Source organism: Streptomyces sp. NPDC107528, from assembly GCF_055639295.1.
Window position 1 is genome coordinate 164,272 of record NZ_JBVKAV010000008.1, and the last position, 18,158, is coordinate 182,429.

The 18,158-nt window shown below is 70.9% G+C and carries 17 protein-coding genes and 1 tRNA gene; 9 read left to right on the forward strand and 9 right to left on the reverse strand.

Annotation, left to right across the window (positions count from 1 at the left end; translation table 11 throughout):
* Window positions 1-18 precede the first annotated feature (18 nt).
* From ACZ7L5_RS25655 to ACZ7L5_RS25670, 4 genes are all read left to right on the forward strand, one after another.
* The gene (locus ACZ7L5_RS25655; RefSeq protein WP_471519095.1) at window positions 19-1,158 is read left to right on the forward strand and encodes an SPFH domain-containing protein; all 1,140 of its coding nucleotides are present in this window, start codon (window positions 19-21) and stop codon (window positions 1,156-1,158) included.
* A 133-nt stretch (window positions 1,159-1,291) separates the two neighbouring features.
* Window positions 1,292-1,897: a lytic polysaccharide monooxygenase auxiliary activity family 9 protein gene (locus tag ACZ7L5_RS25660; RefSeq protein WP_471519097.1), complete on the forward strand. Its 606-nt coding sequence runs from the start codon at window positions 1,292-1,294 to the stop codon at window positions 1,895-1,897.
* Between the two features lie 90 nt (window positions 1,898-1,987).
* Window positions 1,988-2,455, forward strand: coding sequence for a hypothetical protein (locus ACZ7L5_RS25665; protein ID WP_471519099.1), 468 nt, complete (start codon window positions 1,988-1,990; stop codon window positions 2,453-2,455).
* A gap of 40 nt (window positions 2,456-2,495) precedes the next feature.
* Entirely contained in the window at window positions 2,496-4,148 is a 1,653-nt protein-coding gene (locus ACZ7L5_RS25670; protein ID WP_471519101.1) for a long-chain-fatty-acid--CoA ligase, read from the forward strand.
* Here the strand turns inward: ACZ7L5_RS25670 and ACZ7L5_RS25675 are convergent.
* From ACZ7L5_RS25675 to ehuB, 6 genes are all read right to left on the reverse strand, one after another.
* Window positions 4,114-4,187: transfer RNA gene (locus tag ACZ7L5_RS25675), tRNA-Lys, on the reverse strand. The two genes, ACZ7L5_RS25670 and ACZ7L5_RS25675, sit on opposite strands and share 35 nt — an antisense overlap.
* 88 nt (window positions 4,188-4,275) lie before the next feature.
* Entirely contained in the window at window positions 4,276-5,034 is a 759-nt protein-coding gene (locus tag ACZ7L5_RS25680; RefSeq protein ID WP_363037613.1) for an IclR family transcriptional regulator, read from the reverse strand.
* Window positions 5,035-5,206: 172 nt separating this feature from the next.
* Window positions 5,207-5,983, reverse strand: coding sequence for an ectoine/hydroxyectoine ABC transporter ATP-binding protein EhuA (ehuA, locus tag ACZ7L5_RS25685; protein WP_363047087.1), 777 nt, complete (start codon window positions 5,981-5,983; stop codon window positions 5,207-5,209).
* 10 nt (window positions 5,984-5,993) lie between these two features.
* The gene (gene ehuD / locus ACZ7L5_RS25690; protein ID WP_328881433.1) at window positions 5,994-6,644 is read right to left on the reverse strand and encodes an ectoine/hydroxyectoine ABC transporter permease subunit EhuD; all 651 of its coding nucleotides are present in this window, start codon (window positions 6,642-6,644) and stop codon (window positions 5,994-5,996) included.
* A complete protein-coding gene (ehuC, locus tag ACZ7L5_RS25695; protein ID WP_471519104.1) occupies window positions 6,644-7,363 on the reverse strand; it encodes an ectoine/hydroxyectoine ABC transporter permease subunit EhuC in 720 nt (239 codons plus the stop codon). Before ehuC ends, ehuD begins: the two co-directional genes overlap by 1 nt.
* Entirely contained in the window at window positions 7,360-8,289 is a 930-nt protein-coding gene (ehuB, locus tag ACZ7L5_RS25700; protein WP_471519491.1) for an ectoine/hydroxyectoine ABC transporter substrate-binding protein EhuB, read from the reverse strand. Before ehuB ends, ehuC begins: the two co-directional genes overlap by 4 nt.
* 47 nt (window positions 8,290-8,336) lie before the next feature.
* Here ehuB and ACZ7L5_RS25705 point away from each other — a divergent pair, with 47 nt between their 5' ends.
* On the forward strand, window positions 8,337-8,834 hold the full coding sequence (locus ACZ7L5_RS25705; protein WP_362382882.1) for a DUF3830 family protein: 498 nt from the start codon (window positions 8,337-8,339) through the stop codon (window positions 8,832-8,834).
* A gap of 48 nt (window positions 8,835-8,882) precedes the next feature.
* On the opposite strand, the gene ACZ7L5_RS25710 is transcribed toward ACZ7L5_RS25705, so the two are convergent.
* Both ACZ7L5_RS25710 and ACZ7L5_RS25715 read right to left on the reverse strand, forming a co-directional pair.
* Window positions 8,883-10,283 carry an amidase gene (locus tag ACZ7L5_RS25710; protein WP_471519106.1) on the reverse strand — a complete coding sequence of 467 codons (1,401 nt, stop codon included), beginning with the start codon at window positions 10,281-10,283 and terminating at the stop codon, window positions 8,883-8,885.
* A 23-nt stretch (window positions 10,284-10,306) separates the two neighbouring features.
* The gene (locus tag ACZ7L5_RS25715; protein WP_471519108.1) at window positions 10,307-11,314 is read right to left on the reverse strand and encodes a D-2-hydroxyacid dehydrogenase; all 1,008 of its coding nucleotides are present in this window, start codon (window positions 11,312-11,314) and stop codon (window positions 10,307-10,309) included.
* 182 nt (window positions 11,315-11,496) lie between these two features.
* On the opposite strand from ACZ7L5_RS25715, the gene ACZ7L5_RS25720 reads away from it, so the two are divergent.
* From ACZ7L5_RS25720 to ACZ7L5_RS25730, 3 genes are all read left to right on the forward strand, one after another.
* Complete coding sequence (locus ACZ7L5_RS25720; protein ID WP_471519492.1) at window positions 11,497-12,288, forward strand: maleate cis-trans isomerase family protein; 792 nt, start codon at window positions 11,497-11,499, stop codon at window positions 12,286-12,288.
* A 26-nt stretch (window positions 12,289-12,314) separates the two neighbouring features.
* On the forward strand, window positions 12,315-13,046 hold the full coding sequence (locus tag ACZ7L5_RS25725) for a maleate cis-trans isomerase family protein (protein WP_471519110.1): 732 nt from the start codon (window positions 12,315-12,317) through the stop codon (window positions 13,044-13,046).
* 121 nt (window positions 13,047-13,167) lie between these two features.
* Window positions 13,168-14,277 carry an LLM class flavin-dependent oxidoreductase gene (locus tag ACZ7L5_RS25730; RefSeq protein WP_471519112.1) on the forward strand — a complete coding sequence of 370 codons (1,110 nt, stop codon included), beginning with the start codon at window positions 13,168-13,170 and terminating at the stop codon, window positions 14,275-14,277.
* 9 nt (window positions 14,278-14,286) lie between these two features.
* On the opposite strand, the gene ACZ7L5_RS25735 is transcribed toward ACZ7L5_RS25730, so the two are convergent.
* A complete protein-coding gene (locus tag ACZ7L5_RS25735; RefSeq protein ID WP_471519114.1) occupies window positions 14,287-16,116 on the reverse strand; it encodes a putative bifunctional diguanylate cyclase/phosphodiesterase in 1,830 nt (609 codons plus the stop codon).
* Window positions 16,117-16,500: 384 nt separating this feature from the next.
* Between ACZ7L5_RS25735 and ACZ7L5_RS25740 the strand changes: the two genes are divergently transcribed.
* Window positions 16,501-17,931 (forward strand): M6 family metalloprotease domain-containing protein, encoded by a 1,431-nt coding sequence (locus ACZ7L5_RS25740; RefSeq protein ID WP_471519116.1) that lies wholly within the window; start codon window positions 16,501-16,503, stop codon window positions 17,929-17,931.
* Window positions 17,932-18,158 lie beyond the last annotated feature (227 nt).

Consider the following 18,158-nt stretch of genomic DNA (forward strand, 5'->3'; position numbering starts at 1 on the left):
CGGAGGCTGGAGGCACGCATGACCACGACTACTTCTCACACGCCCGAACCCGAGGGGCTCGCGGGATTCGAGGGGCCGGCCGACGTGCCTGCCCGGCCCGCGCGGCTGATCCAGAACGAGGTGACCACCGAGATCCCCGTCCATCTGCTGTTCCGCGACGAGGCGGGACCGGTGTCGGTGCCGCTGCGGCCGACGGTCGTGGCGCGCCGGCAGGGCACGGGGGAGCAGCCGCGCCTGCGCCGTCCGATGCAGCCGAAGCCGCGTCCCGCGCCGGAGGTCGACCCCGACCTGGTGGAGCGGCCCGCGCGGGTGCTGCCCGGGGCGGCGGGGGTGCTCGCCGGTGCCTGCGGGGCGGCCGGGTGCCTGGCCACCTCGTGGTGGGCCGGGGCGCTGCCGCAGCTGGCGGTGGAGGCACTGCGGTTGCCCGCGTCCGCGGGTGCCGGACTGGGGCCCGCGCAGTGGGCGGCGTACGCGGGGGCCGGAGCCCTGGGGTGCGTCGGCCTGGGCGGGCTCGCGCGGGGGCGGACCGGGCGGGCCTGGGTGCTCGGGCTGTTCGGCCGCTACCAGGGGACGGTCCGGCGCACCGGCCTGCTGTGGGTCAACCCGCTGCTGCTGCGCCGCCGGGTCGACGTTCGGCTGCGGCACTGGCGCAGTGAGGCGATGCAGGCGGCGGACGGCAACGGGGTCGCGCTGCGGGTGGTCGTCCTGGTGGTGTGGCGGGTGAGGGACACCGCGCGGGCGACGCTCGGGGTGGAGGATCACGAGCTGTACTTGCGCGAGTGCGTCGAGGCGGCGCTCGCCCGGGTGCCGGTGGAGATGCCGGGTGCCACGCGGGGTTCCGCCGAGGTGACCGCGGACGCGTTGACCCGGACGGTCGTGCGGGACGCGGGCGCGGTCGGGCTGGAGGTGTTCTCGGTGCGGCCGGTGCGGGTGGAGTACGCCCCCGAGGTCGCCGCCGCCATGCACCGCCGCCGTATCGCCGCACTGGACGCGCAGGCCCGGGCGACCATGCTCACCTCAGTCGTCGACTCGGTGGAGGACACGGTGACGACACTGACCATGCGGGGCCTGGTCGATCTCGACGACTACGAACGCAAGGCACTGGTCAAGGACTTGACGGTGGCCTTCTGCGCGGGGCGGGGGGAGACGGCCGTCTGACGGCGCGAACGTGACGGTACGGCGAACGTGTTCCCCGATTGGTATGGACATGTTCAACAGTCAGCAATAATCTGAGACTTGGTCTAGACCTGCAAGCTCGCCGAACTTCCCCCACGTTCCCAGGAGCAGCAGCATGCGCAGAAAGACCAAGCTGTCCGCCGCCGCACTCGGACTCACCACGGCCGGAGCCCTCGTGCTCTCCGCCGGGGGTGCGTCCAGCCACGGCTACACCGACCTCCCCATCAGCCGTCAGAAGCTCTGTCAGAACGGCACCGTGACCAACTGCGGGTCCATCCAGTGGGAGCCGCAGAGCGTCGAGGGCCCCAAGGGCTTCCCGGGCTCCGGCCCGGCCGACGGGTCGATATGCAGCGGCGGGCTGGGCCAGTTCAGCCAGCTCAGCGCGCCGAAGACGCCGTCCGGCGGCGCCTGGCCCACCACCAGGGTGACCGGCGGTCAGAACTACACCTTCCGGTGGCAGTTCACGGCCATGCACGCCACGACCGACTTCCGGTACTACGTCACCAAGCCGGGCTGGAACCAGAACCACAACCTGTCCCGGTCCGACCTCAACCTCACGCCGTTCTTCACGGTCCCGTACAACGGGCAGCGGCCGCCGTCCACGCTCTCGCACAGTGGCAGGCTGCCGTCCGGGCTGAGCGGCCACCACGTCATCCTCGCGGTGTGGACGATCGCCGACACGAGCAACGCGTTCTACGCCTGCTCGGACGTCACGTTCTGAGGTTCTCTTGAGTCAGAACCCAGGCCGGCGTGGGTAGATCACTCCCACGCCGGCCCATCGGGGTCGGCGCACCGACCTCGGGGGATGAACATGGACGCGATCTTCTACGTCATACCCGGTCTCATCATGGCCGTGGCCCTCTTCGTGGCGTACCGGGTGGTGTTCCGCTCACTGCAGATGCGCAGGGCGTGGAACAGCGGGCTGACCGCGCAGGCACGCTGTCTGCGGTCGTACGCGACCGTGCGCGGCGGCCACGGCAACACGTCCGTGCACACCACCCTGCACCACGTGTACGAGTTCGTCGCGCGCGACGGCCGCCTCGTCCGGTTCGAGGAGGAGGGCGGGCCGGGGACGAGGGTCGAGGGGGACCTCGTCACCGTCCACTACGCCGAGGGCGCTCAGGTGGTGGCCACGGCCCATGCGCCGGGCCACGCCAGACAGGCGGCGGCCACCGCCGGCATCCTCGTGTTCCTCGGGGTGGTCGTGGTGTTCTGCGCCGGTTTCATGAGCACCTACTCGGACATGTCCTCGGGCACGGACCCGATGAGCGGCTTCTGACCCTCCACATCTGACGGTGCGTCAACTACCGTGCGCCGCCATGGAGTCCACTACAGGGCGTACGGTCGCGGAGCTCGTGGCGGCACGGTGGGACGACCACCGGCCGGGGCTGTGGTTCGAGGGCGGGATGCTCACTCAGCACGAGATGGCGGCCGGGGCCGCCGTCCGGGCGGCGCTGCTGGCCGACCTGTTGCCGGCCGGCACCGAGCCGCACATCGGGGTGCTGCTCGACAACACCCCCGAGTACCCCCTGTGGCTGAGCGCGGCCGCCCTCGCCGGGGCCGCCGTCGCCGGGATCAACCCCACCCGCCGCGGCGCCGAACTCGCCCGCGACATCCTGCACACCGAGTGCCGGGTGCTGGTCACCGAGCGGGCCCACCTGCACCTCCTCACCGGCCTCGACCTGCCCGGCGTACGCCTGCTGCTGACCGACTCGGCGGAGTACGACGCCCTGCTCGCCCCGTACGCCGGCGCGCGGCCCGACGCCACCCGTGCCGTCCCGCACGACCGGCTGCTGCTCTACTTCACGTCCGGATCGACCGGCGCGCCCAAGGCCGCGATCTGCACCCAGGGTCGGCTGGCCGCCGCCGGACGCTCGCTGGCCGACCAGTTCCGCGTCCGGCCCGACGACGTGCACTACGTCTGCATGCCGATGTTCCACGGCAACGCCGTGATCGCCGACTGGGCACCCGCCCTCACGGCCGGCGCGGGCGTGGCGCTGCGGCGGCGGTTCTCGGCGTCCGGGTTCCTGGCGGACGTACGGGCCTACGGGGCGACGTACTTCACCTACGTCGGCCGGGCGATCCAGTACCTCCTCGCCACCGAGCCCCGCCCGGACGACCGCGACAATCCGCTGCGGCTCGGCTTCGGGACGGAGGCGGGGGCGCAGGACGCCATGGCTTTCGAGCGACGGTTCGGGGTCCGGCTGGTGGAGGGGTACGGCTCGTCCGAGGGCGGGGCCGCGATCCCGTGGGTGCCCGGGGCTCCCCGGGGGGCGGTGGGCCGGGCCGGGCCCGGGCTCGTCGTCCTGGACGCCCGGACGCGGGAGGAGTGCCCGCCCGCGGTCTTCGATCCGGCGGGGCGGCTGCTGAACGGCGAGGAGGCGATAGGGGAGCTGGTGAACCGGGGGCCGAACCCCTTCGAGGGGTACTGGCGCAATCCCGAGGCGGAGGCCGAGCGGCGGCGGGACGGCTGGTACTGGACCGGTGATCTCTTCTACCGGGACCGTGACGGCTATCTCTACTTCGCCGGCCGCACGGACGACCGCATCCGCGTGGACAGCGAGAACCTGGCCGCCGCGATGATCGAGAACATCCTGGCGCGGTACGAGGGGGCGGTGGCCGTCGCCGTGTACGCCGTGCCCGATCCGGTGACCGGGGACCAGGTGATGGCGACGATCGCCGGGACCTTCGATCCGGAGGCCTTCGCGGACTTCCTGGCCGCTCAGCCCGATCTCGGGACCAAGATGGCGCCCCGGTTCGTGCGGGTGGTGAAGCGGATGCCGGTCACGGCCACGAACAAGATTCACCGGGCGCGGCTGCGGACGGACGGCGTGCGGTGCGCCGACCCGGTGTGGTGGCGGCCGCCCGGCGAGCAGGCGTATCGGAGACTGGAAGACGCCGAAGGGCCTCCCGCTCCCACGAGAGGCCCTTCACCGGTGCGCCGCCAGGGACTCGAACCCCGGACCCGCTGATTAAGAGTCAGCTGCTCTAACCAACTGAGCTAGCGGCGCATGACTCGCGCCGACCGCGTATTTCGAGCTCTCGCGGCTGGCGACGGAGAAAATACTACCTGGTCCGCGGGGGTGCTTCCGACCACCGTCAGATGGCGAGGCTGAGCAGCACCGGTGCCGCGTTCCGGTTCAGGGCGTCCGCCGCCTGGCGCAGCCGGTGGGCGTGCTCGAGCGGGAGCGACAGGGCCAGGCAGCCCACCGACGACCCGGCCGTGATCGGGACCGCCGCGCACACCGTGCCCACCGCGTACTCCTGGAGGTCGAGGTGGGGGACCGTCGGCGGCTGGGACTCCAGGCGGGAGAGAAGGACCCGGTCGCTGGTGATCGTGCGCGAGGTGAGGCGGGCCATCTTGTGGCGGGAGAGATGATCGCGCCGGCCGTTGTGGTCGAGCTGGCCGAGCAGGCTCTTGCCGATCGCGGTGGCGTGGGCGGAGAAGCGGAAGTCGACCCACTCGTTGACCACGGGGGTGGCCGGCCCCGCCGCGTACTGGTCGATCTTGATCTCGCCGTCGACGTACCGGCTGATGTAGACGGCGGCGCCGACCGAGTCGCGCAGCCGGTCCAGGGTGCGCTGGAGGTTCTCGCGCAGGGCCTGCTCGCGGCCCTGCGCGGAGCCGAGGCGGGCCAGGGCCTCGCCCGTGACGTACGCGCCGTCGGCCACCTGCTCGACGTAGCCCTCGCGGCGCAGCATCAGCAGGAGGCCGGTCAGGCGCTCGGGGTCGATGCCCGTGTGCCGGGCGAGCTCGGCGTCGGTGACTCCGGTGCTGTGCCGCGCCACGGTCTCCAGGACGCGCAGGGCGTCCTGGGCCGAGTGGTACGGCGTCGTCGGCTCGTGCTGCAGCGCCACGGTTCCCCCTGCGGTCGCACGTCGCTTCTCATTGGGCCGGGTTCGTGTCAGCCAATCTCCTTCACGATAACGGGCAAGAGGCTTGTAGTGAGCGGTTGTTGACGAGATTGCGACGCCCTCAACTGCGTACCAGCACGCTGGCATATGCCCACGTCACTGGCCGGTCCCGAAGTCACAGCACAGCGCTGAGGAACTCCCTCGTGCGGTCGTTCTCGGGGTCGTTGAAGATCTTCTCCGGGCTGCCGGACTCGATCACCCGGCCGGAGTCGAACATCAGGACCTGGTCCGAGATGTCCCGGGCGAAATTCATCTCGTGGGTCACACAGAGCATGGTGATGTCGGTGGTGCGGGCGATGTCCCGCAGCACGTCGAGGACGCCCGCGACCAGCTCCGGGTCCAGCGCGGAGGTCACCTCGTCGAGCAGCAGTATCTGCGGCCGCATGGCCAGGGCCCGCGCGATCGCCACCCGCTGCTGCTGGCCGCCGGACAGCTGGGTCGGGCGGGCGTCGCACTTGTCGGCGAGGCCGACCAGGTCGAGCAGTTCGCGGGCGCGCGCCTCCGCCTCGTCCTTGGGCAGACCGAGGACGGTGACCGGAGCCTCGGTGATGTTCCGCAGCACGGTCATGTTCGGGAAGAGGTTGAACTGCTGGAAGACCATCCCGATGTTCTTGCGGACCTCGCGGACCTGCTTCTCGGGGGCCGGGAAGAGCTTGTCCCCGGCCACCGTGATGCTGCCCTCGTCCGGCTTGAGCAGGGTCATCAGCAGCCGCAGGATCGTCGTCTTGCCGGAGCCGGACGGGCCGATCAGCGTGACGTGCTTGCCGGACTCGACGGAGAAGTCGAGGCCGTCGAGGACCGTGTTGGACCCGAAGCGCTTGGTGACGTGGTCGAAGCGGATCAGTTCGCTGCCGTCCACCGGCGGATTGGCGCTCGCGTCGGGATCTTTCATCAGAGGGGTGTCAGCGGACAAGGCGTCGCTCCAGGGCTCGTACGAGAAGGGAGGCCGGGTAGGCGATGAAGATGAAGGCCACACCGATGACCGTCAGGGGCTCGGTGAACTGGAAGGTGTCCTGCGCGAACAGCCGCGCCTGGCCGAGCATCTCCATGACCGTGATCGTCATCAGGATGGGTGTGTCCTTGAGCATCGCGATGACGTAGTTGCCGAGTGCCGGCACGACCCGGCGGATCGCCTGCGGGAGGATCACCACCCGCCACGTCCTGGTCACCGGCAGGTTCAGTGCCGTCGCGGCCTCCCACTGGCCCACGGGCACCGCTTCGATGCCGGCCCGGTAGACCTGCATCGTGTACGTCGAGTAGTGCAGCCCGATCGCGAAGACACCGGTGGTCAGCGCCGAGGCGGTGATGCCCCACTCGGGCAGCACGTAGAAGAGGAAGAACAGCTGCACCAGCAGCGGGGTGTTGCGGATGAACTCCGTGACCGCCCCGACCGGCCAGCGCACGAAGCGGCTCGGTGCGCGCATCAGCAGCGCCCACACCAGGCCCAGCGCGAACGAGATCAGCGAGCCGAGGGCGAGGATCTGCAGGGTGAGCAGCAGTCCGTCCCAGAAACGCGGCATGAAGTCGGCGACAGCGCCCCAGTCCCAGGTCATCAGAGAGCACCTCCCGCGCCGACGCCGGTCGTTTCAGGACGGTGCAGCTCCTGGTCGGGCGTACGCCCGACGGACTTGCCCACACCGGCCTTGAGCTTGCGCTCCAGTCCGCGCATCCCCCGCGTGAGGAGGAATGCGATGACGAAGTAGATCACCAGGATGTACGTGTAGATCTCCGCGCTCTCCTGGAGCGCGAGGCGCACCAGGTTGGCGCTGAAGGCCAGGTCGCCCATGCCCATGACGGACACCAGTGCGGTGCCCTTGAGCAGCTCCACCAGCAGGTTGTTGAAGGAGGGGATCATCTCCGGTATCGCCTGCGGCAGCATGATCAGCCGCATCCGCTGCCACGGCGTGAAGCTGAGCGCGATGCCGCCCTCACGCTGCGCCGGGTCGACGGAGTTGAGGGCGCCGCGCACGATCTCGGCGCCGTATGCCCCGTAGGTCAGCCCGAGTGCCAGCGTGCCCGCCCACAGGGGCACCAACTGCCAGCCGAAGGCGACCGGCAGCACGAAGAACACCCAGAAGATCATGATCAGGGCGGAAGTCCCGCGGAACACCTCGGTGTAGACGCCCGCGAGGAAGCGGACTATCCACAGCCGGTGCGTGCGGGCCATGCCGACCCCGAAGGCGACCACCGTGGCCACCAGCGTGCTCAGCACGAGCAACTGGACGGTGATCCAGATTCCTTGGAGTACGAGTTCCCAGAGTCCCGAGGTCATCCGCTCTTCCCTCCGCCGCACAGCTCCTTCGCGGTGAGGTCGGTCATCTCGGCCTCGGTGAAGCCGAAGGGCTTGAGGATGCGGAACAGTTCGCCGCTCTTCTTCAGCTTGTGCAACTCGACGTTGAAGGCGTCCCGCAGCGCGGTCTCGGTCCGCCGGAACGCGAACGCACCGCCGTCGACGTGCGGTTTGCCGCCGACGAGGGGCGCGAAGGCCTTGGTGGACTCCGTCTTGGCCGACTTCTTGACGACCTCACGGGTGGTCAGCGCCGTACCGGCGAAGACGTCCACGCGTCCCGCCTCGACCGCGTTCAGCCCCGCGACCTGGTCCGGGACGATGAGGATGTCGCTCTCCTTGTACCCCGCCTCGACGGCGTACTGGATCTCGGCATAGCCGGTCCCGGTGGCGAACTTGGCCTTCTTCTCGACGACGTCCTTGTAGGTGTGCAGCCCCTTCGGGTTGCCCTTGCGCACGATGAAGGAGTCGAGCATCTGATAGTCGGGGTCGGAGAAGATGACCTGTTCACAGCGCTCGGGGTTGACGTACATCCCGGCGGCGACCGCGTCGAACTGCTGGGACCGTAGCCCGGGGATCAGCGACCCGAACTCGGTGGGCACGGGCTGCACCCGGTCCACGCCCAGCCGCTTGAATATGACCTTCGCCAGCTCGGGTGCCTCGCCGGTGAGTTCACCGTTCTTGTCGATGTACCCGAAGGGAATCTCACCCGCGATTCCGAGCCGTACGACACCGGCGGCGCGCAGCCGGTCGAGCAGCTCGCCGCCTTCCTTGGTGGAGGCCGTTGCCACACGCGAGCAGCCCGCCGCGCCCAGCGCGCCGAGCGCCGCCACCCCCGCGAGCAGCGACCGGCGTGTGGTCCCGGATCTGTGTTCGACTTGTGTTCGGACATGTTCCATAGGTGGAGCCATGGCGGCGCGGCTACCCGAGACCATGCGATGTATGCACCCTGGAGTGCATGACTGAACGGTTCATCGAGGTGTCGCTGGTCAAGCGGGGCATTCACTGCACCGCCAAACTCCTGGACGACCGAGCCCCGCTCACCTGCGCGGCCGTCTGGGACGCCCTGCCCCTGACCGGCGACGTCTACCACGCCAAGTACGCCCGCAACGAGATCTACGCCCTCTTCCCGCCCTTCGCGGAAACGGAGCCGCCGCTGGAAAACCCGACAGTCACCCCGATTCCGGGCGATTTGTGCTATTTCGCCTTCGCGGGAACGGAACTGGGCACCAAGTCCTACGGCTACGACCGTGAGGTCCGCCCCGGCACGACGGTGGTCGACCTGGCCCTGTTCTACGAGCGCAACAACCTGCTCCTGAACGGCGACGTGGGCTGGGTGCCCGGCATCGTCTGGGGCCAGATCGTGGAGGGCCTGGAGGAACTGGCCCAGGGCTGCAACGACCTGTGGCGGTCGGGGGCGCTGGGAGAGTCCCTGAGGTTCCGGCGCCTCGAGTGACGCGTCGCCCGGGCGCGCCCCTCGAGGTGATCGACGCCGGTAGGACCGTCAGGTCCCGGAGGGTGTGAGGCCGGCCCAACCGGTTTCGTAGAGCGCGTGAGCCGCCCGTAGCACCAGATCGTCCCGGTGCCGGGCGGCCACGAGTTGCAGACCGATCGGCAGACCGTCCCCGTCCGTGCCGACGGGGACGGTGGCCGCCGGCTGCTGGGTCAGGTTGAAGGGATACGTGAACGGCGTCCAGCCCGTCCACCTGCGATGCCCCGAGCCCTTCGGGACCTCGGCGCCCGCCTCGAAGGCCGTGAGCGGGAGGGTCGGCGTCACGAGCAGGTCGTAGGTGTCGTGGAAGTGGCCCATACGGCGGCCCAGTTCCATGCGGACGTCCACCGCGGCCAGATAGTCGAGCGCGGAGAGGCGGGCGCCCGTGTCGCAGATCTCCCTGAGGCCGGGGTCGAGCAACTCCCGCTGATGCGGGCCCAGATGCTGGGTCACCCGGGCGGCGCCGGTGAACCACAGGGTGTGGAAGGCCTCCACCGGGTCGGTGAAGTCGGGGTCGGTCTCCTCGACGAACGCGCCCAGCCCCGCCAGCCGCTGCACCGCCCGCCGTACCGCCGCCGCGACCGCCGGGCGCACCGCCACCTGTCCGCCGAGCGAGGGCGAGTAGGCGATCCGCAGCCCGTGCACCCCGCCGGCCAGGCCCGACACGAAGGAACCCGGCGCCGACGGAAGGGCCGACCAGTCGCGCGAGTCGGGCGTGCCGATGACGTCCAGGAGCAGGGCCGCGTCGGCCGCGTCACGGGTCATCGGGCCGACGTGCGCCAAGGTGCCGAAGGCGCTCGCGGGGTACAACGGGACACGGCCGTACGTCGGTTTCAGGCCAAAGATGCCGCAGAAGGCCGCCGGGATGCGGACGCTGCCGCCGCCGTCCGTGCCCAGCGCGAGCGGCCCCGCGCCGAGCGCCGCGGCCGCCGCCGCGCCGCCGCTGGAGCCGCCCGCGGTGCGGGTCGGGTCGTACGGGTTGCGGGTGACGCCGGACTGGGGTGAGTCGGTGACGCCCTTCCAGCCGAACTCCGGGGTCGTCGTCTTGCCGAGGAAGACGGCGCCGTGGGCGCGCAGCCGTGCCACGGAAGGGGCGTCCTCGTCCCAGCTCCCCGTCTCGGAGATGGTTTTCGAGCCCTTCAGCGTTGGTCCGCCGCGCATCAGCAGGATGTCCTTCACGGTGACCGGAACCCCGTCGAGCAGCCCGGCCGGTTCGCCGCGCCGCCAACGGTCCGCCGACGCGCCGGCCTGCGCGAGCGCCTCCTCGGCGGTCAGGCGCACAAAGGCGTTGACCTCCGGCTGGATCCGCTCGGCCCGCTCCAGGGTCGCGCGGGTGGCGTCGACGGGGCTGAACTCTCCTTTGCGGTAGCCGTCGAGGAGTTGTACGGCGGTCAGTTCGGTGAGATCCGTCATGCGTCGCCCTCCAGCCGTAGACATCAGCGTCCGGGTACGTACCCACGCTGCTTGTCGACCACGTTCTGCAGCGGTCTGCCCGCCTCCCACCGCTCGTACAACTCCACGAACTGAACTCCGAGTTCATCGCGCCAGCCGATCGTGTCCCCGCTCATGTGCGGCGAGACGATCAGGTTCGGGACCTGCCACAACGGGTTCTCGGGGGTGAGGGGTTCCTGCTCGAAGACGTCGAGCGCGGCCCCCGCGATCCAGCGCTTGGTGAGGGCCTGGGCCAGGTCGTCCTCCACCACCAGCTGTCCGCGCCCGACGTTGATGAACCGGGCGGAGGGCTGCATGACGCCGAAGCGGCGGGCGTCGAACATGCCGTGCGTCCGGTCGGTGAGCGGCGCGGCCGCGATCACCCAGTCGGCTCGGGCGATCAGCCGGTCGAGGTCGTCGGGGCCGTGGATGCCGGTCCGCGGGGTCCGGCCGACCAGCGCGGTGGTGATGTCCAGGGCCTTGAGCGTGCGGGCAATTGCCCGGCCGATGGGGCCGGATCCGACCACGCACGCGCGTGTGCCGGCGACGCGCTGCCCCTCCCGGTGCCGCCACTCCCGGGCGCCCTGCAACTCCAGGGTTCTCGGCAGGTCCTTCGCCATCGCCAGCACCAGCGCGGCGACGTACTCGGCGATCGGCTGGTCGAAGATCCCGCGCGCGTTGGTGACGAGGGTGTCGGACTCGGTGAGTTCCGGGCACATCAGATGGTCCACGCCGGCGCTGGCGGTGTGCACCCAGCGCGGTCGGGGTCCCGCGCCGGGCCACGCGTGCCGTACGGCGTGGGAGGTGAAGTCCCAGACCAGCAGCACGTCGGCGTGCGGCAGCCGCTCGGCGAGGGTCGACTCGTCCGCGTGCTCGACGCGGGCGCGACCGGTGAGACGGCCGAGGCGGGGGAGGGGCTCGGCGTCGAGGACGAGGAGCGTGGGCGGGGCGTCGGCCCGGCGGTCGGGCCTGGGGCCGGAGGCGGGTGTCGGACCGGGGGTGGGTGCCGTCATACGGGGTCGTCTCTCCGGGGTCTGCGGGGGGCGGTTCTCGGAGTTCTGCTGGATCGGATGGCCGTCTGACATGCGAGGTTTGACCACGCTCGCACCCGAACCTACCTTCGTCAACACGGGCGTGCGTACGGTCCGTTGCTCACCTGTTTCTCGTAGTGAGGGCGGTGCCTGCAATGAGCTCCCTGGACATCTCCTTCCTCGGCGGACCGCGACCCCAGCGTGGGGTCGGCGTCGTGGCCCCCTTCGACTTCGCGCTGGACCGGGAACTCTGGCGCTGGGTGCCGGACGAGGTCTCGCTGCACCTGACCCGAACACCGTTCGTCCCGGTCGAGGTCAGCCTCGATCTGGCCCGCCTGGTGAGCGAGCACGAGACGCTGAGCGAGGGCGTGCGCACCCTGAACGCGATTGCCCCCGAGGTCATCGCCTACGCCTGCACCTCCGGCAGTTTCGTCGGCGGCATCGCGGGCGAGCGGGCGATGTGCGAGGCGATGACCCGGGCTGGCGCGGTGCCGTCCATCACCACGTCCGGCGCGCTCCTGGAGGCGCTGGCCGAGCTCGGCGTACGGCGGGTGGCGATCGTGACGCCGTACACCGTGTCGGTGACGCGGGCGTTGGAGGACTACGTCGCCGAGGCCGGGACCGTGGTCACGGGGTGCGCGTTCATGGGGCTGACCCGGCACATCTGGAAGGTGCCGTACCGCGATGTGGCCGACATGGCCCGCCAGGCCGTACGCCGTGCCGCCGACGCCCTCTTCATCAGCTGCACCAACCTCCCCACCTACGACGTGATCCCCCAGCTGGAGGCGGAGCTGCGCATCCCGGTGCTCTCGGCCAACCAGGTGACCATGTGGGCTGCGCTGCGCCGACTGGGTACCCGAGCGGTGGGGCCGTATCAGGCGCTGATCGATCCGGCGGCGCGTGGCGGTGCGGCACTTCCGGAAGTACCGGATGTACCAGAGCAGGAACAGCAATAGGAGCAGCAAGCAGCAGGAAGGCTGACATGACGGCACTCGGATTCCTCTACCCGGGCCATTCCGCCGAGGACGACTATCCACGCATCGAGCAGTTGCTCGCCAGCGACATCCGGCTCGACCTGGTGCACACCGACATCGGCGAGGACGCGCACCGGGTGGACGCGCTGCTGCAGATGGGCTCTGCCGAGCGCCTCGCGAAGGGCGTGGAGGAACTGCGGCTGACGGGCGCCGAGGCGGTCGTATGGGCGTGCACGAGCGGCAGCTTCGTCTACGGCTGGGAGGGCGCCCACGAGCAGGTGCGCACGCTGGCCGTCGCGGCGGGCATGCCGGCGTCGTCGACGTCCTTCGCCTTCTCGCACGCGGTCCGCGAGCTCGGGGTGCGGCGAGTGGCGATCGGCGCGACGTACCCCGACGACGTGGCGGGTCTCTTCTCGGACTTCCTGCGGGCCGGGGACGTGGACGTGGTGTCGGTCCGGGGGTCCGGCATCATCACGGCGGCGGAGGTCGGCACCTGGGGCGAGAAGGAAGTGTTCGCCCTGGCGAAGGAGGCCGACCACCCCGATGCCGAGGCGATCCTCCTCCCGGACACGGCCCTGCACACCGCGTCCCACATCCCGGCCCTGGAGCAGCACCTCTCCAAGCCGGTCCTCACCGCCAACCAGGTCACGGTCTGGGAGGCCCTGCGGCTCACGGCCCGCCGAGTGAACGCTCCGGCGCTGGGCGCACTGTTCACGAGGGAGCCGATCGTCCAGGCGTAGTGACCCCTTCGGCCACCGTCCCTGGGGGTTCCGCCCTCAGGGACAGCGGCGGGAATAAACCGGAGCCACCCTCCTGTTAACGCCGGACGGACACCGCACGGCACAACCGCAGGAGGCACACGTGGCGGCAGACGAGACCCGGGGCACGGCGGACGAGATCCGGGGCACAGCCCAAGGCACCGCCCCCGTCCCCCTCTCCGTACTGGACCTGGTCACGGTCAGCTCCGGCCACACGGCCACCGAAGCCCTGCGCACCAGCGTCGAGCTGTCCCGGCTCGCGGAGGCCCGGGGCTTCCACCGCTACTGGGTCGCCGAACACCACTCGATGCCGGGCGTGGCCTCGTCCTCCCCCGCGGTGATCCTCGCCCACCTGGCCGCCCACACCACCCGCATCCGCCTCGGCTCGGGCGGCGTGATGCTCCCGAACCACGCCCCGCTGATCATCGCGGAGCAGTTCGGAACCCTGGAGGCCCTGGCCCCCGGCCGCATCGACCTCGGCCTCGGCCGGGCCCCCGGCACGGACGGCGCCACGGCGGCCGCCCTGCGCCGCACCGACCACCTCGGCGAGGGCGCCGACGACTTCCCCGAGCAGCTCGCGGAGCTCACCCGCTTCCTCGACGACGACTTCCCGGACCGCCACCCCTACCGCCGTATCCACGCCGTCCCCGGCCCGGTCCAGGCGACGTCACCCGGCGGCGTCCAGTCCCCGCACCGGCCCCCGCTCTGGCTGCTCGGCTCCTCCGGCTTCAGCGCCCGCCTCGCCGCGGTCCTCGGCCTGCCCTTCGCCTTCGCGCACCACTTCTCGGCCCGGAACACCATCCCGGCCCTGGACCTGTACCGCGAGTCCTTCCGGCCGTCGGCCGTCCTCGACCGCCCGTACGCCCTCATCGGCGTCTCCGCGCTCGCCACCGACGAGGAGAAGGAGGCCCGCCGCCAGGTCGAGGCCGCCGCCCTCGGCATGGTCCGCCTGCGCACCGGCCGCCCCGGCCTCATCCCGGCGCCGGAGGAAGCCGAGGCCTACGAATTCACCCCGATGGAGCGCGAGTTCGCCGACTCCTGGAACGCCAACGTCATCCATGGCACCGCGGACGAGGTCCGCTCCGGCCTCGACGACCTCCAAAAGCGCACCGGCGCCGACGAGTTGATGATCACGAGCAACGCCCCCGGCATGGACGTACGCCTGCGCTCCTACGAACTCATCGCGGACGCCTACGGGTTGCCAGCCGCCTGACCCGATCGGCTACACCCGTACGCCCAGCAACTCGGAGATACGATCCGGCGACACCGGCCGCGAGTACAGCCACCCCTGGCCGGTGTCGCAGCCGATCCGCCGCAGCCGCGAGGCCTGCGCCAGCGTCTCCACGCACTCCGCGGTGACCGTCAGACCCAGCCGGTGGGCCAGCTGGATCATCGCCTCGACCACGACCTCGTCGGCCGGGTTCGGGGGAACGGCCGCGCTGTTGTCGCTCTCGTACTGGAAGCCCCGTACGAAGGAGCCGTCCAGCTTCAGGACGGAGACCGGCAGCCGGCTGAGGTACGCGAGGTTCGAGTAGCCCGTGCCGAAGTCGTCGATCGCGATGCGTACGCCCATGTCGCTGAGGGCCTGGAGGTCCTGGAGCGGTCGTCCCGACGAGCCCATGACCGCCGACTCGGTCAGCTCCAACTGGAGCAGATGCGGAGCGAGTCCGGTCTCGTCGAGGATCCGTGCCACGTCCGCCACCAGGTCGGAGTCCCAGACCTGGCGGACGGCCACGTTCACGCTCACGAAGATCGGCGGCTCGTCGGGGTGGGCCACCTGCCAGGACTGCGCCTGGCGGCAGGCGGTCTCCAGGATCCAGCGGCCGAGCGGCACGATCGAACCGTCCTCCTCGGCCAGTCCGATGAACCGATTCGGCGCCAGTACGCCGAACTGAGGATGATTCCAGCGGACAAGCGCCTCGACACCTCGCAGCCGGCCGTCGTCCATGCTCACCAACGGCTGGTACTCCAGGGCGAACTCACCGCGCTCGATCGCCGGCCGGAGGGTGGAGGCAAGGGCCTGGCGGGTCATGCGGTGGGCGTTGCGTTCGGGGTCGAAGAGCGTCCAGCGGTCCTTGCCGTCGGCTTTCGCCCAGTACAGCGTCGTGTCGGCGGCCTGCATCAGGGCGGTCGGGGTGGTGCCGGCCGCGTGGCGTTCCACGACGCCGATCGAGGCGGACACCGACAGCCGCCGGCCGGAGACGTCGAAGGGGGCGCGCAGGGATTCGAGCACCGACTCGGCGAGGTCGGCCAGTTGTTCGGTGCCCGTCGAGTCCTCGACGAGCAGGGCGAATTCGTCACCGCCGAGCCGGGCCACCAGGGGCGGGATCGACCTGGCCTGTCCCGCCTCCTCGGCGCAGTGCGTGAGCCGCTCGGCCACGGCGGCCAGCAACTTGTCGCCGACCCGGTGGCCGAGGGTGTCGTTGATCGCCTTGAAACCGTCAAGGTCCAGGTAGCACAGGCCGATTCGGCCGGTGGTGCCGCTCTCGTCGTACGACTCCACCTCCAGCGCGGCCGTCAGGCGCTCGAAGAACAGGGTGCGGTTGGGCAGCCGGGTCACCAGGTCGTGCATCTGCAAGTGCCGCAGCCGCGCCTGGAGTTCGCGCTGGGAGCTGATGTCGGCGACGGACAGCAGAACGCCGCCGGGCTCCGCGCCGGGCAGGGGTGCGACCGTGACCCGCGCCCACAGGGAGCTTCCGTCCTGGTGCTTGATGCGGCGCGTGCAGCTCAGTTCGGCCTGCCGGCCGCGCAGCACCTCGCGGTAGGTGTGCCAGGTGCGGGCGTCGGACGCGAGGTCCACCAGATCGGCGGCGACCGCCCCGGGGAGGTCCTCGGGGGTCGTGCCGAGCAGGTCGGCGAAGGACGGGTTGGCGCCGGTCACCAGGCCCTCGCGGTCGACCACGGCCATCGCCAGGGGGGCGGCGGAGAAGGCTGCGTAGGCGGCGGGGTGGGGCGGCGCCGCGGTACCGGGGGATGGCTGTTGATTACTCTCTGTCACGGCTGCCCCGATGAGGTCTGCCGCGGGCGTCGGCCCTTCGGACGTTCCGCTCACCGCTCGCTCCCGCAGTGCACTCGTTCTTCGGATGGGTCTCATCGGAATGGCCGGCCGGGTGAAGGGGGGTGCCCCCCTGCTCGAGCGAAGCCGAGCCCTGGGGGCGGCCACCGGGCCGTGTCCGTGCAGGAAAGTGTCAGGAAAGTGTGCCGATCATAGAGGCTGGCCCGAGGGCCTTCCACCTACTGTTCAGTGTTCCCGCGTGACGCGAGCTTCTGACAGATCGTTTCTGCCCGCACGTGGACGGCTTCTTAGGACCCCCGACCAGTTGTGACGTTCCGTGAGCGATTCGGGGGTGTCGGTTCTGACGATCCCTCGGCGCTCTCACCCGTCTGGTGCAGCTGAACAGGACGTAGTACGACAATCCGACACAGGCTGGGTGCGGTGTCCCGCGAGCCGCTCCCGGAGGTCCACGTGCCGCGTCAGTTCCCCCTGCTCCGTGGGCTGGGCCTGCTGCGGGACCGGCCCCGACTGCGCAGCACCGCCGCCGTGTTCACCACGATGTCGGCGCTCGCCGCGACCTCCCTGTTCGCCGGCCCGTCGGTCGCCGAACCGTTCGACCCCACGCCCTGTGCCCTCAAGCGCACCGCGGCCCACCACTCCGAGGGCCTGAACACCTGGAACGCCGCCTATCCGCGCCCGAACCGTGAGCTCGACGCGGTCATGGTGTTCCTGTCCTTCCCGGACTCGGCCCCCCTGACGACACCCGCCGAACTGACGGCCGACCACTTCCCGGCCACCACCCGCTTCTTCGAACGCGCCTCCTACGGCAGATTCACCCTGCGCCCGCATCCGCTCCGGCACTGGCTCCGCATGCCGCGTCCGTCGACGGCGTACGCCATACAGCGTGACTGGCGCGTCACCGACCGGGCCGCCTATCTGCGCGACGCCCTCGCCGCGGCGGACCGGGAGGTGGACTTCTCCCGCTATGACATCGTCTACTTCGTCGCCGACCCGGACGCGCCCGGCGTCGACTCCGACGCCACGAAGGTCGTCAACCTGGACGCCCCGCTGCGGGCCGACGGCACCGACATCCGGCGCGTCGTCACGGTGTTCGAGAACCATCCGCCGGACCGGCTGGTCCTCGCCCACGAGACCGGCCATGTCTTCGACCTGCCGGACCTGTACCACCGCCCGGTGGACGGCAAGGGTGACTGGGACACCTATGTCGGCGACTGGGACCTGATGGGCAGCCAGTTCGGCATGGCGCCGGATCTGTTCGGCTGGCACAAGTGGAAGCTGGGATGGCTGGAGCCCCGCCAGGTGGTGTGCGTGCAGGGGCAGGGCACCGGCTCCACGCGGCTGACGCTTGAGCCGCTGTCGGCGGGGCCCGGGGTCCCGGCGCAGACGGGGGCGGCGGGGTCGCCCGGCCCCTTCGGAGCGGTCGGTTCGTACGGTTCGTACGGGGCGTACGCAGGCACCTACGGCGGTTCGTACGGCAGTGCTCAGGGCGCCGCCGTCCCGGGCTTCGGGCTGGGCCACGGCATCAAGCTCGCCGTCGTCCCCACCGGGCCGGAGAGCGCCCTCGCCTTCGAGGTGCGCGGCTCCGTCGGCAACGACGCGCAGGGCTGCCGGCAGGGCGTGCTGGTCTACCGGGTGCGCAGCGAGACCGAGTCCGGGGGCGGGCCGGTCGAGGTGATCGACGCCCATCCGCACACTGAGGCCTGCTGGGAGGAGTCCGTGTATCCGCCGCTCGCGGACGCGCCGGTGGGGCTCGGTGAGAGCTTCACGGTGCGGGAGGAGGGCGTGCGGGTGGATGTGGAGGGGCGGACCGCTGTGGGGGCGTGGACGGTGAAGATCACGGCGGTCAGGTAGCGCGTGCGCCGAGCGCGGGGTCGCGTGGCGGGCCGGGTGTGCGCCGGGGTGGTACGGGCACGCCTGGTGCCCGGTGGTGTGCCGGGGCGGTAGCGGTACGTGTCGTAGGCCGGTTGTGTGCCGGGCCGGCCGGTTGTGCGCCCGGCGAGCGGGTTGTGCGCCGGGTGGCATGCGAAGAGCCCGTGGTTCCGCGAGAGGCTTTCACCTGCGCGCCGCCAGGCAGGTGC